Consider the following 16,623-nt stretch of genomic DNA (forward strand, 5'->3'; position numbering starts at 1 on the left):
TTAATGATGACAATAGCACCAGCGTCGTGTAATTCTTTTAAGTTAATAGTCTTACGCTCGAAATTCAGCGTTTCTACTGCGCCGAAATTATTCGCACTATTAGGGTTAAGGTCTTTCGTCAAGCCGTTACCCACGTAATCTACCTTTTTATAGCAGTTCCTTTAATGATGATCTCCTCATCTATTTGCTCAATTGATTCTAAAGAGTCGACGACATAACTAGCTACGTCATTATCTTCATCAAAAACAATACCAAGAATATCGAACTTATGGTAAGCATAAAGATAGTCATAGAGATATGAGCCCTCGATATCGATGAACTCCAGTAATGATGGATAATTTGTTGCTCTAGGATACGGAGGATCGAATTCACCAGTGATTTGGTCATCTTCTTTAAGATCTTCAACACCGTCATCGTACAAAGGGGTCAATTTTTCTAATAATTCGCTTTTAACTATTTTTATTTCGTAGGATAAAGTCTGTAAGCCTTGCCCTTTTCCAAAGCTTAACTGGCAAAAAGTCATCGCATTAGAATCTATGTTATTTTTATTTTCTTTAAGCGAAATCATTTTTAACCTCCTGGAGGTAAGATAATAATTTTTCCATCGGGATCTATTGTTATTGACCCCGAAGGAGTATACGGCTGACCGGCTTTCAAGTCTCCCCCAGCTCTAATTCCGGCTCTTTGGAAAAACTGTTCTGGCGTTGTCATTGTTTCGATTGTTTGCGTACTTTTACCCAGGGCGGGATCGCACTTTGTTAACAAATATGATCTAATTGTGCCAAACCCTCAGCAGCACAGTCATTTTGAACCTTATTGAACACTTATCTGTTGTAGAAGATACTCGCTCGGACATCAACCAAAAACACGACCTTATCGATGTTATGTTCCTTGTTATTAGCGCTGGTTTGTGACTCGGTGTAACCGCTGAGCGTGAAGGTTTCATCGCCTTCGTACACGCCATCGTCGGTTGTCGACACCGAGACGCGGAACGTCGTGTCGTCTGCTGGAACATCCACCTCGAAGGTTCCATCGGCATTGACCGCTACTGTCTCTGTCGTACCGTTTTCATAAGTAATCGTCACACTCGTGTTGGTGAAGTCCGTGCCCGCCGTCGCGCTGTCGCCCGCCAACATCGTCGCTGTGCCAGTCACTTCATTCGCGCTGGTTTGTGACTCGGTGTAACCGCTGAGCGTGAAGGTTTCGTCGCCTTCGTACACGCCATCGTCGGTGGTTTGGACGGAGACGCTAAAGTGGGTGTCACCCGCTGGGACAGTGACCACGAAGGTGCCATCGCCATTGACCGCCACCGTTTGGGTACTGCCGTCTTTGTAGGTCACGGTCACTTCGCTGTCAGTGAAGTCCGTGCCTGCGGTGGCGCTGTCGCCCGCTAAGGTCAACGTCACCGTGGTCGCCGTGGTGCTGGCGTTGCTCAAGTTGACCTCAAACGTAGCGCTCTCCCCTTCAGACACGATTGGGCTGCTGATGCTCGATACCGCTGGGATACTAGCATCTGGAGTTTCTATACTATCCGTACTACCGTCAGTACTGCTAAAGCGATTCTTATATAGCTCGAGCAACGTTAGACTTTGCGTTTTACTTAACCCCAGTGCCTGCAAGCCTTGCGTGGAAAAATCTGTGCTTGCCAACAACTCTGCACCAGTGCGAGATACCGAAACACCAGCGACCAAGCTTGAACCACCAGCTTCACCAGCTGCCGCTGCAAACTCATCACCAAGTTGGGTAGGATCTTGCCCTTGCTCTAACGCAGCAAAGATTTGTTGAATATCATCAGTTATGTTGTTTTCACCACTTTCAGTTGCGATGCGAATCTGAGTGACATCAGTATCTTCCAACGTTTCAATAACTAATTCTCCAGGCGCAATTTTTTGTCCAGGCGCCAAAATTTTAATTTGACCATCTAAACCCAGAACAACGATACGTCCAGCAGTAAGCGACGCGCCGGCAAGGAAGGCTGTGAAATCCATAAATAACCTCTGAGATGACTGTAGTACTTTCGCCAATTTTTTGACTGACGGACTAGTTCTATTTTGCTAACAAATAATATACCAAACACCGATAGAATGAGCACCTTCAAATCTTAATGAACTAACATTTACTTCACTTAATGGCGACTTTGATCACGCGGTCTCATTTTTGAACCAAAATCACACTGCAATTTGCGTCATTAAAAAAATAAAACTGCTATATAATTTAATTTCAATAAGTTAGAATTTGGGCAAACAAGCGACTACAATGTCTCAAATGTACAAGCTCTTCTTGAATTCTTACCATTCACAAAGGTGATGTTAGTGTTAAAATATTGACGTTTTCTTTTAACAATCTCAAAATTAAGACGGCTTATACCTTAGACTCAAAACTTCGAACAGATTAGTAGGAGAAACACAGTGAAGTGGACACCGATCAATACATTCGCCTTAGGCGCAGTGTTGGCACTTCCTGCTACAGGACAGACGCTGGAGCAAGCGATATCAATAACGCTAGCTACTAACCCTGAACTCAAAAGTGCATTTAATGAATTTGTGAGTAAGCGTTATGCTAATGAGGCGTCTTCTGGTGCTTACTTACCCAGAATAGATCTAGACGCTGGAATAGGATACGAGTCGATTGACCCCGCAATTGGTGAAGAGACCGATCTCACACGTAAAGAAGCGTCTCTGACATTTACCCAACTTATCTGGGACGGTTCATCAACCTTAAACGATATGGACCGTACTGCCGCTGAAGCAGAGTCATTGCGTTATCAACTACTTGCAGACGCTCAAGACAAAGCGCTTGAAGTAACGAAAGTTTATCTAGACTCCGTCAAAGCCTATGAAATTTTGACCTTATCTGAGAGTAATCTTGCCACGCATAAGCGCATCTACAGCGACATTAAGAAACGAGTGAACTCCGGGATTGGTTCTACGGCTGATTTATCTCAGGTGGAAGCACGTCTTGCTAAAGCGCATGGCAACCTCGCTGCGGCTCAAAACAACTTGTTTGATTCTCATACTACGTTTACACGTTTGGTCGGACAAACTCCCCAGTCTTTGATATTTCCTCGTGCAGATCAAACACAAATTCCCTACACCGTCGACGAAGCAATTAGCAAGGCTTTTGAACAGCATCCTGTAATTAAGGTGTCTCAAGTCGATGTGGATTCGGCGCGCTATCAATACAAGCAAACAAAAGGACGTAACTACCCTACGTTCTCTTTTGAAGCAGCACAAACATGGCGTGAAGATGCAGGTGGCATTGAAGGAAGTAGCGATGAGTTAACAGCAATGTTGAGAATGCGTTACAACCTATACAACGGCGGTAGTGATTCAGCAAACTCAGAAAGTTCAGCACACCAGCTTAATAAAGCAAAAGATCTTCGTGAACGGACTTTTCGCAGCGTTGAGGAAGGTCTTCGCCTAGCATGGAGTGCGCTTGATTTAACATTGCAACAAAAAGAGTTTTTATCTGATCACGTCGATTCTGCTTCAGATACGGTGATTGCGTATGAAAAGCAGTATCGTATTGGTAAGCGAACATTACTTGACTTGCTGAACACCGAAAATGAACTATTTGAAGCTCGCAAAGGCTATTTGGATGCAAAATATGCTGAACAGTACGCAAAGTTCCGTGTAATGAACGCCACTGGTCAACTGCTTACTGCATTGCGTGTCGATATTCCACAGGAGTGGTTAGAGAAGGTGGAGTATTAATATGAATAAGTTAATGATAGCTCTAACGTTATTGATGCTCATGTCTCAAGCAACGTACGCGTCTGACAAATCAGATGAGTACGAATATATTCAGACTCCAAGAGCTAACCAAATCGCCGACCTTCAAGATCAAGATCGAGATGGTGTGATTAATGCGCGTGATTTGTGCCCAGATACGCCAAGTACTGCTGAAATCGATAATGATGGTTGTGGTACTTATGTGAAGACCTCTCAGCAAATGCAAATTCGAGTTTTGTTTGCGAACGACTCAGATAAAATCAACCCTGTTTTCCGTAAGCAGATTAAGGAAATGTCTGAGTTTTTGAAGCTCTATCCATCAACCTCGATCGAGCTCCAGGGTTATGCAAGCCGTACAGGGAATGCCGAGCACAACTTAGATTTGTCCAAGCGACGTGCAAATAATGTACGTGACATGTTGATTGGGTACGGTATCGCTCAAAACCGAGTCCGTATCGTCGGGTTTGGTGACAGTGCAGTCGCCAATGAAGGGACAGATGAAGTTAGTCATGCACTTAACCGCCGAGTGGTTGCATCCGTTGTCGGATACAAAGGTGACGTAAAAGAAGAGTGGAATATATTCACTCGCTTACCCAAGGCGAAGAAATAAACACTTTAAGGGGCCACTGGCCCCTTTTCTTTTGTCGCCATTTAATCTCACATTGGTAAATTTCCTATTAAATGGTACTCTTGGCGCCAGTTATTCTTAACGAGATTTTATCATGAGCAAATTGACTGCCGATATCCAAGCGAATTTAGACCTTTTCATTGAAGAAACTCAAAATACTAAGTTAGTTTGGGGATTACGCAACGAAGAAGGATGGCTAGCTTGTGACTCTACTGAGTTTGAAAACAGTGAAGTAATGCCTTTCTGGTCTGCAAAAGAAGATGCTCTCGCCCACAACGTTGAAGAATGGGCTGATTTTGAAGTACTGGAAATACCCCTTGATATTTTTGTCGAAGATTGGTTGATCACCTTAGATGAAGACGGTGTGCTGGTTGGTATTAACTGGAATGCTCAACTTGAAGGTAAAGAAATCGAACCGTCTGAACTGGCTAAGTTGTATTTGTAACCTTCAGCCCCTATCTCTCATAAAACAGACCAGCGCGCTGGTCTGTTTTTACTGTCTAACTCATTTATAAAAAATATAAATTCAACGCTGTCTCATCTCGGGCCTTCTTGATCATCGAACTGATCACATTACCACTAAAACGTCTAGTGTTAAGCTAGAACACCATCTCATTCTCACGATCACAATGCTAAGAATTTCGTCTCTTTTACTCATTGCATTGCTGTCGTTCTCGACAGATTCATATGCAGAAAACAGTAGCTTACATCAATGGTACGAGTTTTATCAGCAAAAACTCAAAACTGATCAAGAAGCTGCATTGCATCTCTTGAATCAACGTTATTCTGCGCTTTCACCGAGTGGTGAAAAACTGTATGTCAGTGGGTTGTTGTTCGGATACTTATCCCAAAGAAACCAACCTTATTACGGTGGAAGCCAACGCAGTGATAGTGAATTTGCACAGCAAGAGGCTCTTTATATCGATGCGCTTCTCAATAGAAAAAACAGTGAATATGACTTAGCCATCGATAAGTTCACAACGCTACTGCGCGACAAAAACACGAATAATTACATTGAAAAAAAAGAGCTTTTTCTCTACCAACTTTGCTACACGCTGAATGAGCAAGGTGAACTCCACAAAGCGAAACACTTCTGTTCAAAGCTACAACAGCAGATAGATAACAATGACAGTACATTACTGCCGAAATACCTGAGCTATCGTATCATCGCCAACAATTTCAGCTACCGAGGCGAGCCCCATCTTGCGCTAGCAAACTACCAGAAGATGCTGCGCACCCTACCCGATAACGCCGATCGTTCAGGCGCTTTTAATGATATTGGCAACCAGTTGCGTGAAGTCAGCCAATTTCAACAATCAGAAAACTACCTTCTCGATGCTTTGGCAATTAGACGAAATGCAAGCACGCCAACAGAGCTCGCTCAAGTGTTACACAGCCTCGCGCAACTCTATGCTGATTGGCATAAACACGAGCAAGCGGAGAGTTATTATCAACAAGCACTTGCCCTATTACGTAAAGACCAGCATACCTTCGGTCTCGCGATGACCTACTCCGGACTTGGCTCTCTGTATATTGAACAAGAGGAATTCGCTAAAGGGAAGGAACTGCTTAATCAAGCGCTAAATGAAGCCAACTTAGGTCAAAATCACCGTTTAAGCGCGGAAATTCATTATCGCTTTAGCCTTGCCTACTTAAAGGTAGGGGAACTTCAGGCGTCACTTTCTCATGCCGACCAAGCATATCAATCTGCGGTTTCAATGGATTTTCTTTCGCTTCAAGCAAAAGCATCACTACAACTTTCTGAGACTTATAAGGCACTGGCTGATTTTCCCCGAGCCTACGAGTGTTACCATCGATATGCCGAGATCGAGTTTCGATTAAGAGACAAAGACACGACCAGTGCACTTGAAGCGTTGGATCTTGCTCAGCAGCAGTTTGAGTACCAGCTGCGCATTGCACAGTTGCAAAGTGACAACGACAAAAAACTGATTGAGCTACAAAACTACCAACAGAAAAAATCACTGTATAGCTTATTGATCGCGGCAGCGCTTATCGTTGTTGGGTTATTTTTTCTCACGAGTCAGCAAAAAAGAAAGCAATCTCAGCTCGATATGATGACGGGAGCATTGAATCGTGGCTCAGCGATCAAAGCAATTAAGCAAGCCAGCTCAGCAAAGCGTCCACACAGCAAAAACGTTTTGATTCTGTTTGATCTCGATAACTTCAAATGGGTCAATGATCAGTTTGGCCATCCAACGGGAGATAAGCTGTTAATCACTATTTGCAAAACTTTGCTTGGAGAGCTGCAACGAGGCGATATTCTTGGCAGATTAGGTGGTGAGGAATTTATCTTGTTGCTGCGAGAAGTCGAAGATATCGATGTGCAATTTCGCGTTGAAAAGTTACATGACCTGATTAGCGAGTGTCGTGTCGCTTCTCCATCAAATACCGCGGTGTCTACTAGCGCTAGTTTCTCTTTTCTCGCTACTCCTAGAGCGCTTTCAGATTTCGATGAGCTCTACTCTATCTTGGATCAAGCTCTTTATCAGGCGAAGAAAAACGGCCGTAACACTATCATTGATGCCTACAACGCCGCGATTTAAACCCATATTTGACCGAACAGAAAATGAAAAAGCGATAATTCCTGTGCGCTAAAGGTGCCAGAGAATTATCGCGACTCAACAGCAATGCCGTCATCTTCTGTTTCGTTTATTAAGATTCGGCGTGCTGCTTTTCAACTAGAGAAGCCATGATCGCCTCACGGTTGTCTAAATAGTCATTGAGACCCACTTTACGTAAGTGGCAAGAAGGACAATCACCACAACCATCACCAATGATGCCGTTGTAACACGTTAAGGTTTTTTCTCTGACCAATTGCAAAGCGTTATTTTGATCCGCAAGCGCCCACGTCTCTGCTTTGTTGAGCCACATGAGTGGTGTTTGGATCACTAATGGCTTATCCATGCCCTTCACAAGCGCACTATTCATCGCTTTGACAAAGTCATCACGACAATCTGGATAGCCAGAAAAATCGGTTTCACACACCCCAGTAATGATCGTCTCTGCGCCAATTTGATAAGCGTAAATACCCGCCAGCGTGAGAAAAAGAATGTTACGACCGGGAACGAACGAGTTAGGTAAACCATTCTCCTGCAGTTCATGAGATACAGGAATATCGTCGCGAGTCAGTGAACTGATGGCCAACTCATTGAGCAGCGTCACATCCATCACTTTGTGTGCAGCCACACCCAGTTCTTTCGCTAGATTTTGTGCCACTTCGATTTCAAGACGGTGACGTTGGCCATAATCAAACGTGATGGCATGCACTTCATCAAATTCATTGAGAGCTTTGACTAAACAGGTCGTCGAATCCTGACCACCACTAAAAACCACAACGGCTTTGTTCATAAACAATCCCTCTTACGCGATACTCAGATACTTATGTGTTTGAATCGACAAACGCCAATTGCGCTTAATACAGGTGTCGATACACAACTGAGTGGCTCTCTCTTTTTGACTAATAGGTTGTAGTGCGATCACCGTTGTTGTAGGCACTTGAGCGCGAAGCAGTAAAGCGTCTAACTGGTCGATGTCTTTCTGGGTACCGACCGGATGTTTGATCTCGTTGGCTCGTTGTAATGCACTGTCTAAGATCGGCAACTTACCTTTCATCGCGACTTTAGGCGATACCGTCACCCAAGTGTTTTCGCTTGCTTTGACTTCGTAAGTACCACTGGTCTCTATCTGACATTGGCAGCCAATGGCTTCAAATGCTTGTGTCAGCTCAGTGAGATCGTAAAAACAAGGTTCACCACCAGTAATGACGATGTGCTTGGCGCTGTAGCCTTGACGTTGGTACTGCTCAACAATAGCTGCGGCATCCGCTTGACACCAAGTCGGACTGTCCCCTGTTTTAACGATGATCTCCGCAAAGCTTTGTTCATCTTGCTCTGCTGCTTCCCACGTTTGCTTGGTATCACACCAAGAGCACCCTACAGGACAAATCTGCAAGCGCACGAAAACCGCTGGAACACCAGTAAACACACCTTCGCCCTGAATGGTTTCAAACATCTCGTTAACTTTGTACAACGTCACTACAACCCTAAAAATTTTTGCAAGGCGCAGACCTTAAATGAGACTCGCCCCGAGGTCAAATGAATCTCTTCTCAACGAAAAAATTCATTGTTAATTTGACTCATTTTATAGTTTCATACGCCTCATTATTCTTTTCTCTTTTTCATTTTCATTAAGTGTAGGTAAGCATGTACAAGTTGATTGCGCTGGATATGGACGGCACATTACTCAATAGTGACAAACAGATCTCTGAACCCAATAAGGAAGCGATTCGCCAAGCTCGCGCTGCAGGCGTGACCGTGGTACTTGCTTCAGGCCGCCCGTTAGAGGGGATGCAAAGCAAACTGGAAGAATTACAGATCGATTCAGACAAAGACTTTGTTCTTTTTTACAACGGTTCGATGGTTAAGAACGTGGCAACGGGTGAGATCATCCATGAGCAGATCATCGATGGCAAAGCGGCGAAAAAAATCGCTCGTTTGGCTGATAAACTGGGGGTATTTGTACACGCGTTCAGCAAAGAATTTGGCCTGATTACTCCGCAAAACAATCCTTACACCGATATTGAAGCCAACATCAATGGTCTCAATATTACCGAAATGAGTTTTGATGCCTTAGCGGATGACCACCCAATCATCAAAACCATGATTGTGGCTGAGCCCTCAGAGCTCACCAAAGCCATCGCCGCCCTACCCGCCACATTGCATGATGAGTTCACCATTGTTCAAAGCGCACCATTCTTCCTCGAGTTTTTAAACCCAGCCAGTAATAAAGGAATTGGCGTGGCTGCGATTGCGGAATATCTGGGTATTCGCGCGGAAGAAGTGATTTGTATGGGAGACGCAGAAAACGATCACCATATGTTGAAATACGCAGGTCTTGGCATTGCCATGGCTAACGCGATGGAAGAGACCAAGCAAATCGCGGATTACATCACTGACAGCAATAATGACCATGGCGTCGCAACGGCGATTGAAAAATTTGTTCTGCAAGCCTGATGACGATTAGAGAGGGATTCTCCTCCCTCTCTAACACTTTCAAACTGGGAGCGGGTTAATACTTTATCCTCTTTAGCTCTGTTTTACAGTACATATAGCCATTACTGGTGGTAGCATTGGTGCAATTAATTTAATAGCAACAGTGTGAGCAGAAAATGTTTGTCAATTTATCCGTAAAACAAAAAATTATTTTCCCTGTTTTTCTCATTATTTCTCTATTCGCCGTCAGCTCTGTGCTGAACATTTTGGCCTCCCAAAAACAAACCGAATTAACCATCACACTACGTGATCAAGTCATACCTACTCTGTTCAAGATAGAAGATGCTTATCGTGATATGTATCAAGCAACATCTGCGATTCAGGGGCTTGTTCTCTCTGATACCAAACAAGAAATTGAACGTGAAAAGTTTGAGTATAGCGATAATGCGCACAAAGCTATTCCTCGTATGAAAGCGGCGCAAAAGTTAATTGATTCAGGGCTTTTGCCTTCCAGCGCGCAACGTGAGCTCGACGTGTTAGTCACACTGGCCAATAGCTGGCTAAAGGATTACGAAACGCTACTCAGCCTACCTGAGGATCAGTGGTTTACGTATTACGATGAAAACAAGGGCACATTCGATAAGAAGTTTTCAGCGACTCGTAAACAACTCAATGTCGTGAAAGAGCTGATTGAAGCATCACAACAAGAGTTACAAAAGCAAGTTAATGATGCCTCCGCACAAGCCGAACGCACTTTGGAACTCGGTACTCTGCTTGTCATTATGCTTGCCACCGTTATGTGCTGGTTCTTAATCAGAGTCATCGTCACACCGATCGAACACATTCGTACCGCCATGGACGAAATCGCTTCTGGCGATGGTGATTTGCGTCAACGCATCAAGGTGGAAAGCCAAGACGAAATCGGCCAGCTTGCTAGCGCGTTTAACCTGTTTGTCAGCAAAATCCAAGCGACCATTGAGCAGGTGGTGAACACGACCAATAATGTACGTAGTGAAATGAACCAGCTAACGGAAATCACTCGTTCTGTTGCCGATTCGACCTATCGCCAACAGCAAGAAAGTGAAGTGGTGGCCGCTGCCGTGCATGAAATGCAAGCAACCAGTCAAAGCGTGAGTGATAACGCTACGGATGCAGCAACTGAAAGCCACAATGCGGATCACGAAGTTCAAACGACAAGCCAAATTGTTGATAGCACTGTGGACGCGATCCGCCGCCTTGCTGACGATATCAACAACGCAAGTCATGTGATCCACACACTTGACGATGATGTGAGTAACATCGCTTCTATTTTGGACGTGATTCGTGGCATCGCAGAACAAACCAACCTTCTGGCGCTCAACGCAGCCATCGAAGCGGCGCGTGCTGGTGAGCAAGGCCGTGGATTTGCCGTCGTCGCAGATGAAGTGCGCTCACTCGCGAGCCGCACTCAGCAAAGTACGGGGGAAATCCAAACCATGATTGAACGCTTACAAGGCGGCGCTCGCCAAGCGGTATCGGTAATGGAATCAAGCAAACGCAGCAGTGACTCCACGATTGAGTCAGCGCAATCTGCAACCCATTCTCTGCAAGAGATTCTGCGCGCTATCGCCAATATGAGTGAGATGAACACACAAATCGCCACCGCAGCGAATCAGCAAAGCAGCGTAAGTGAAGAAGTCAACGCCAACGTTCAACGCATTGCAGACAACAGCAGCGCGATCGTGAGCGTGGTTCAAAATGCCGAGACCGCTATCCAACGTCTATCACAGCAATGTGGCCAGTTGGATCGCCTTGTGTCGCAATTCAAATGCTAATTTGCTAAGAGCAAAACAAAACGCCTCGGACAATCCGAGGCGTTTTGATTATGCGTTTTGGGCACCAAACTGTTTTATCAGTAAGGCCATAGACAGCGCTAACATCGGATAACGAAGGGTTTCAACGATAAATGAGTAAAGGCCACTGTAAGAAACAGCGCCTTGCAGCAAGGTGACAATCAAGTTCAACGTAAGCAGTGCGACGACCACCATCAGTGCGTGCGATTGAGATAGCACCACTTGGGTCGTTTTGAAAAACATCACCAAAACGGAAACCACAATCAGTGTTGCCAGCCATGCGGAAAAGACCGGCAAAGGCCACATCGCTGTCAATAATGCCGCAGCCACAGCAAGCGCAATCCAGACACTTTTCGACGCAAGCAACTGCGCAACATTCAAATTTGGCTTACCTTCCAATCGGATGATATGCCATGCGACTAACCCACCAACAATGCCACCGACCAACATATCTGCAATAAAAGCGGCTCCCGTATAGAACTTGCCGAACATTATTAAAGAAATCACCAGTGAAACGATTCGCAAAGCGCGCCCATTTCGTAATAATCCAGAGCGCCTTAAAAGCAATGCTGAACAGCAAGCCCAAACTGCAATTGGTAAGCTTGGAAAGCCGTAACCATAACTTTGCGTCATTTCAAGCATTGGCCAATAAACATGAGGCCTTGGCATCGAGAAGCCTTGCTGTGCGACCAAAACCAACAACGAGGTCGTCGCGAGCGCAAAAAACAACTGAAAGGTGAAATCACGCCCCATGCGCCACATGACCAGCGGTAAGACCACAAGTAACAACTCAGGTGATGTTAAGTAAAGCGCTAACTGTCCCAGTAACAGGGCTGCGAGGGTATTAAACGACGATGAAGCAACCCATGCTTGCAACTGCATTAGCCAACCCAATTCAACTTGGTGATAAGCCGGAGCAGCATTAACAAGATCATTTACATAGGTCACTGGCTGCTCACTGGCTTTATCAAACATCCCTTTCACCATCTCCCACTGTTCAGGATAACGATATTGGCTAGCAGGCAAGGTGTTTGGCGCAATCAACATCGCAGAGGAAACTTCAACGCCGTAGTGAGGAGCAAACCAAACTGGCAGCTCATTACCATCCAATGCATTGTGAAAGTTAAATGCAACAATAGAAGAATCCGAAACACAATCGTAGAAAACCGCTTGTTCACTAAAGCCAAGTGCTTGACCAACCGTGACAACCAACCCCGTTTCTTCCCATGTTTCTCTTTGCGCAGTTATTGCTGGGTCTTCCCCTTCGATGATGGTGCCACCTGGCAAAGAGATTTGATGTGTAAGTATTTCGTTGACCAACACCAGTTTGTTGTCCGCTCGTACCAAACAAAGCGCGCCTTTGATCCCTTCAGGAAGAGCAGTCGAACTATTGGCGACAGAAAAAGAAGAATAGAACAGTGAAAAAATGAAGCTTAATACGATTAGAAATGATCGCTTATGCACGGGTGACAACCTTTACTTTTGTTATTTGTTGCTCGAACTCAGTGACAACTAGCAATATGCTTCACCGCCTCCGTGCTCGATGAGTTGGAGGCAATAATGGCAGGAAAATAGATTTTTTTCGACTGAAATTAAGTAAATGTTTGCGATAGCCACTATTTGTTCGCCTTATTGTCCACATGGCGACTTAAAGCCACTTCCAAAATTTAACGTAACGATTTTCTCAACCAGTGGATATGCGGCTGAAAGCCATTCTTCTCGTACAAGGCAATCGCGGTTTGGTTGAAATCCCACACTTCAACAAACACTTGTTCAACACCATAATCACGGAAAGTTTGTTCGATTTTGGCTAATAGCGCCTCAGCAATCCCTTGTTGGCGAAACGGCTTACCAACGTATAACTCATCGACACTGCCCATAGGTAAAGGGCGGCTCACTGTCGAAATCAGCTCGCAAAAATGCCCTGACACAAACCCCACCACTTCCTCATCTACTTTAGCGACAAACACCAAACATTCAGGGTCATCGAGATAGCGAGCAATGCTTTTCTCTTGCTCGATCTCTTCTGCGCTTTTAAAAAATTCAGGGCACTGTAGATGATGCTCATCATGCAAATCGAACATCAAATCGTTAAGGGCTTCAAGGTCTGAAGGACGTGCAGAAGAGAGAATAAACGCGGTCATAGAGAGCAACTTACGAGAAATAATGACCTAAGTGTGTGGTGCGACAGTGCATAAAGCAAGTGAATTTGCCAATCCATCACTATTGATGATGGATTGGCGATAGCGTTAGCGACTCAGTACTTTTTCGATTTCATTAAGACTGGTCGGATCGTCAATGGTGGATGGCACAGCGTATTGTTCACCATCGGCAATTTGACGGATGGTACGGCGCAAGATCTTACCTGAGCGCGTCTTAGGTAAACGCTCCACCACCAAGGCTTGTTTAAAGCAGGCAACGGCGCCTATTTCATTGCGCACTTTGCCGACGAGTTCTTGCTCCAGCTCGGTTGGGTCGATTTTCACCCCATCTTTAAGCACCACAAACCCCAGTGGCAACTGCCCTTTGAGCTCATCGTGCACGCCGACAACCGCACATTCCGCAACGGCAGGATGCGCGCCAACAATCTCTTCCATTTCTCCGGTAGAGAGACGATGCCCAGCCACGTTAATCACATCATCAATGCGACCCATGATAAAGAGATAACCCTCTTCATCCAGATAACCGCCATCACCCGACACATAGTAACCTGGGAACTGGCTCAGATAACCCGATTCAAATCGATCATGATTGCGCCACACGGTTGGCAAGCAGCTTGGCGGCAAAGGTCTTTTCAATGCGACAAAACCTTGCTGCATCGGCCCAGCTCTTAACCCCATTTCATCGAGAATGTCCACTTGATAACCCGGAATAGGCATGGTGGCCGAACCCGCTTTGACGGGCATTAACTCAATACCCACCATGTTGCCTGCAATCGCCCAGCCGGTTTCTGTTTGCCACCAGTGGTCAATCACGGGCTTGGCCGTTTGGCTTTGAACCCATTCCAAGGTTGGCGGATCAAGCCTTTCTCCCGCCATAAAAATCGTATCAAGCTTGGAAAGATCATAGTTCTTTAGATGCTCGCCTTGTGGATCTTCTTTTTTAATCGCTCGGAACGCCGTTGGCGCAGAGAAAAGAACATTCACTCCATACTCTTCGCATACGCGCCAAAAGGCGCCAGGATCCGGCGTGCGCACTGGCTTCCCTTCAAACAAGATCGTGGTGCAACCATGAATTAAAGGGGCATAGACGATATAAGAGTGCCCGACAACCCAACCCACGTCAGAGGCGGCCCAAAACACGCCATCCTGCGGCATATTGTAAATGGCATTCATTGAATACTTCATGGCCACGGCATGGCCACCGTTGTCACGCACCACCCCTTTCGGTTTGCCCGTCGTGCCTGAGGTGTAGAGGATATACAGAGGGTCCGTTGCCAATACCGGAACACAAGCATGTGGTAGCGCGTTTTCAACCGCTTGATGCCAATCAAGATCGCGTTCGCTGTTGAGCTGGGCATCACACTGAGGACGTTGCAGTACCACCACTTTTTCCGGTTTCCAGCGGCTATCCATGATCGCTTTATCCACCAAAGGCTTATAGGCGATGACTTTGTTGATTTCGATACCACATGACGCTGTCAGCACCACTTTGGGCTCGGCATCTTCAATGCGCACCGCCAGCTCATTTGGGGCAAAGCCACCAAACACCACGGAGTGAATCGCCCCTAATCGTGCACAGGCAAGCATCGCCATCGCCGCTTCTGGGATCATCGGCATGTAAATCACCACGCGATCGCCTTTCGTCACGCCTTGGTCAGCCAACATGCCAGCGATACGAGCCACGCGATCTCGCATTTCGAAATAGCTGTAAACCTGCTTAGTGTCGGTTACAGGTGAATCATAGATCAGCGCCGCTTTATCGCCTCGGCCTTGTTCACAGTGGTAATCGAGTGCCAACCATGAAGTATTGAGCAGTCCATCGGGGTACCAACGCTCAATGCCATTGGGATCATTGGCAAGAATGGTTTTAGGGAACTCAAACCAATCGATATTCTTTGCTTGGGCTTGCCAAAAGCTTTCCGGTTGCTGCTTCGCCCATTGATATTCTTTCTGATAAGCAGACATAGTGCTTCCTCCAGTATGTCTTAACGGTCCTTTTCACCTTGCTCTTTGAACAAGTAAGCTAAAATTTATTCAAAGAGATCGGAGGGAACACGCACAAAGCCCTCCATCAGTATGCGAGCGCTGCGGCTCATAATGGCTTTTTCTACCACCCAACCTTGTTCAGTGGCTTTTGCTTGAGCGCCGACTTTGAGCGTCCCAGACGGGTGACCAAAGGTGACGGCTTGTTTCTCACCACCACCGGCAGCCAAGTTCACTAAAGTGCCCGGCACGCAAGCGGCTGCGCCAATCGCGACCGCTGCAGTTCCCATCATGGCGTGGTGCAACTTGCCCATTGAAAGGGCGCGAACCAGCAGATCAACGTCGCCTGCCTCTACCACTTTGCCACTTGAGGCTTGGTAACTTTTCGGCTTCGCGACAAACGCCACTTTAGGGGTGTGCTGGCGACCTTCTGCTTCTTCAATCGAACTAATCAAACCCATTTTCAGCGCGCCATAAGCGCGAATGGTTTCAAACTTGGCTAACGCTTGCTCATCGTTATTGATCTGCTCCTGCAGTTCCGTGCCCGAATACCCCAACGCCTCAGCATCAAGGAAAATGGTGGGAATGCCCGCATTAATGAGCGTGGAATTAAAGGTACCAACACCCGGAACGACAAGGTCATCCATCAAATTACCAGTGGGAAACATGCTCCCTTCACCGTCGGCTGGCTCAACGAAATCCACTTGGATCTCTGCAGCAGGAAATGTCACGCCATCAAGAGAAAACTCGCCCGTTTCCTGCACCAAACCATGTTGAATGGGCACGTGCACTTCAATGGTTTTGCCGATATTGGCTTGCCACACTTTCACCGTCACCACGCCGTTTTGAGGGATGCGTTGTTCATCAATCAAGCCAGCATGGATGGCAAATGGGCCAACCGCAGCAGACAAGTTGCCACAGTTACCGCTCCAATCGACAAACGGTTTGTCGATAGAGACTTGACCAAACAGGTAATCGACATCGTGATCGGCGCGGCTACTTTTGCTCACAATCACCGTTTTGCTGGTGCTGGATGTCGCCCCGCCCATGCCGTCAATCTGCTTGCCGTAAGGATCTGGGCTACCAATCACGCGCAGAAGCAGTTGGTCACGTTTTTCCCCCGCAATTTGTGCCTCTGGCGGTAAATCCGCAAGGTTGAAAAACACCCCCTTGCTGGTGCCGCCTCGTATATACGTGGCAGGCACTTTCATTTGGCTCATCCGCGTATCGCGCTGTGCAGAGTTACGCGTAGAGGATTGTCTAGAAGATTTCATC

Annotated in this window: 13 protein-coding genes and 1 pseudogene; 6 read left to right on the plus strand and 8 right to left on the minus strand. The window is 46.2% G+C overall.

From position 1 onward, the window contains the following. Positions 1-139 precede the first annotated feature (139 nt). Both FC652_RS18050 and FC652_RS20600 read right to left on the minus strand, forming a co-directional pair. Positions 140-568, minus strand: a complete 429-nt coding sequence (locus tag FC652_RS18050) for a hypothetical protein (protein WP_176299663.1) — start codon at positions 566-568, stop codon at positions 140-142. A gap of 757 nt (positions 569-1,325) precedes the next feature. Beyond that, positions 1,326-1,988, minus strand: a pseudogene (locus FC652_RS20600) (hypothetical protein); the annotation flags it as partial. A gap of 420 nt (positions 1,989-2,408) precedes the next feature. Between FC652_RS20600 and FC652_RS18060 the strand changes: the two are divergent. From FC652_RS18060 to FC652_RS18075, 4 genes are all read left to right on the plus strand, one after another. Next, a complete protein-coding gene (locus FC652_RS18060; protein ID WP_176299664.1) occupies positions 2,409-3,713 on the plus strand; it encodes a TolC family outer membrane protein in 1,305 nt (434 codons plus the stop codon). Position 3,714: 1 nt separating this feature from the next. Then, the gene (locus tag FC652_RS18065; protein WP_176299665.1) at positions 3,715-4,341 is read left to right on the plus strand and encodes an OmpA family protein; all 627 of its coding nucleotides are present in this window, start codon (positions 3,715-3,717) and stop codon (positions 4,339-4,341) included. A 112-nt stretch (positions 4,342-4,453) separates the two neighbouring features. After that, positions 4,454-4,804: a DUF2750 domain-containing protein gene (locus tag FC652_RS18070; RefSeq protein WP_176299666.1), complete on the plus strand. Its 351-nt coding sequence runs from the start codon at positions 4,454-4,456 to the stop codon at positions 4,802-4,804. 184 nt (positions 4,805-4,988) lie between these two features. Beyond that, positions 4,989-6,923, plus strand: a complete 1,935-nt coding sequence (locus FC652_RS18075) for a diguanylate cyclase (RefSeq protein WP_176299667.1) — start codon at positions 4,989-4,991, stop codon at positions 6,921-6,923. A gap of 109 nt (positions 6,924-7,032) precedes the next feature. On the opposite strand, the gene queC is transcribed toward FC652_RS18075, so the two are convergent. Both queC and queE read right to left on the minus strand, forming a co-directional pair. Next, a complete protein-coding gene (queC, locus tag FC652_RS18080) occupies positions 7,033-7,728 on the minus strand; it encodes a 7-cyano-7-deazaguanine synthase QueC (protein WP_017422141.1) in 696 nt (231 codons plus the stop codon). A 12-nt stretch (positions 7,729-7,740) separates the two neighbouring features. Next, positions 7,741-8,391, minus strand: a complete 651-nt coding sequence (gene queE / locus FC652_RS18085; protein WP_176299668.1) for a 7-carboxy-7-deazaguanine synthase QueE — start codon at positions 8,389-8,391, stop codon at positions 7,741-7,743. Between the two features lie 191 nt (positions 8,392-8,582). Between queE and FC652_RS18090 the strand changes: the two genes are divergently transcribed. Together FC652_RS18090 and FC652_RS18095 are read left to right on the plus strand one after the other, a co-directional pair. Continuing rightward, positions 8,583-9,392, plus strand: a complete 810-nt coding sequence (locus FC652_RS18090) for a Cof-type HAD-IIB family hydrolase (protein ID WP_176299669.1) — start codon at positions 8,583-8,585, stop codon at positions 9,390-9,392. A 155-nt stretch (positions 9,393-9,547) separates the two neighbouring features. After that, the gene (locus FC652_RS18095; protein WP_176299670.1) at positions 9,548-11,185 is read left to right on the plus strand and encodes a methyl-accepting chemotaxis protein; all 1,638 of its coding nucleotides are present in this window, start codon (positions 9,548-9,550) and stop codon (positions 11,183-11,185) included. Between the two features lie 48 nt (positions 11,186-11,233). On the opposite strand, the gene FC652_RS18100 is transcribed toward FC652_RS18095, so the two are convergent. The 4 genes from FC652_RS18100 to prpF all read right to left on the minus strand — a co-directional run bounded on the left by FC652_RS18100 (position 11,234) and on the right by prpF (position 16,622). Continuing rightward, complete coding sequence (locus FC652_RS18100) at positions 11,234-12,667, minus strand: bifunctional NUDIX hydrolase/phosphatase PAP2 family protein (protein WP_176299671.1); 1,434 nt, start codon at positions 12,665-12,667, stop codon at positions 11,234-11,236. A gap of 203 nt (positions 12,668-12,870) precedes the next feature. Further along, positions 12,871-13,347 carry a GNAT family N-acetyltransferase gene (locus FC652_RS18105; RefSeq protein ID WP_176299672.1) on the minus strand — a complete coding sequence of 159 codons (477 nt, stop codon included), beginning with the start codon at positions 13,345-13,347 and terminating at the stop codon, positions 12,871-12,873. Between the two features lie 105 nt (positions 13,348-13,452). Then, positions 13,453-15,330 (minus strand): propionyl-CoA synthetase, encoded by a 1,878-nt coding sequence (locus FC652_RS18110; RefSeq protein WP_176299673.1) that lies wholly within the window; start codon positions 15,328-15,330, stop codon positions 13,453-13,455. Positions 15,331-15,395: 65 nt separating this feature from the next. Next, the gene (gene prpF / locus FC652_RS18115; protein ID WP_176299674.1) at positions 15,396-16,622 is read right to left on the minus strand and encodes a 2-methylaconitate cis-trans isomerase PrpF; all 1,227 of its coding nucleotides are present in this window, start codon (positions 16,620-16,622) and stop codon (positions 15,396-15,398) included. Between the last annotated feature and the right edge of the window lies 1 nt (position 16,623).

This window comes from Vibrio sp. 05-20-BW147, from assembly GCF_013369385.1.
Classification (GTDB): domain Bacteria; phylum Pseudomonadota; class Gammaproteobacteria; order Enterobacterales; family Vibrionaceae; genus Vibrio; species Vibrio floridensis.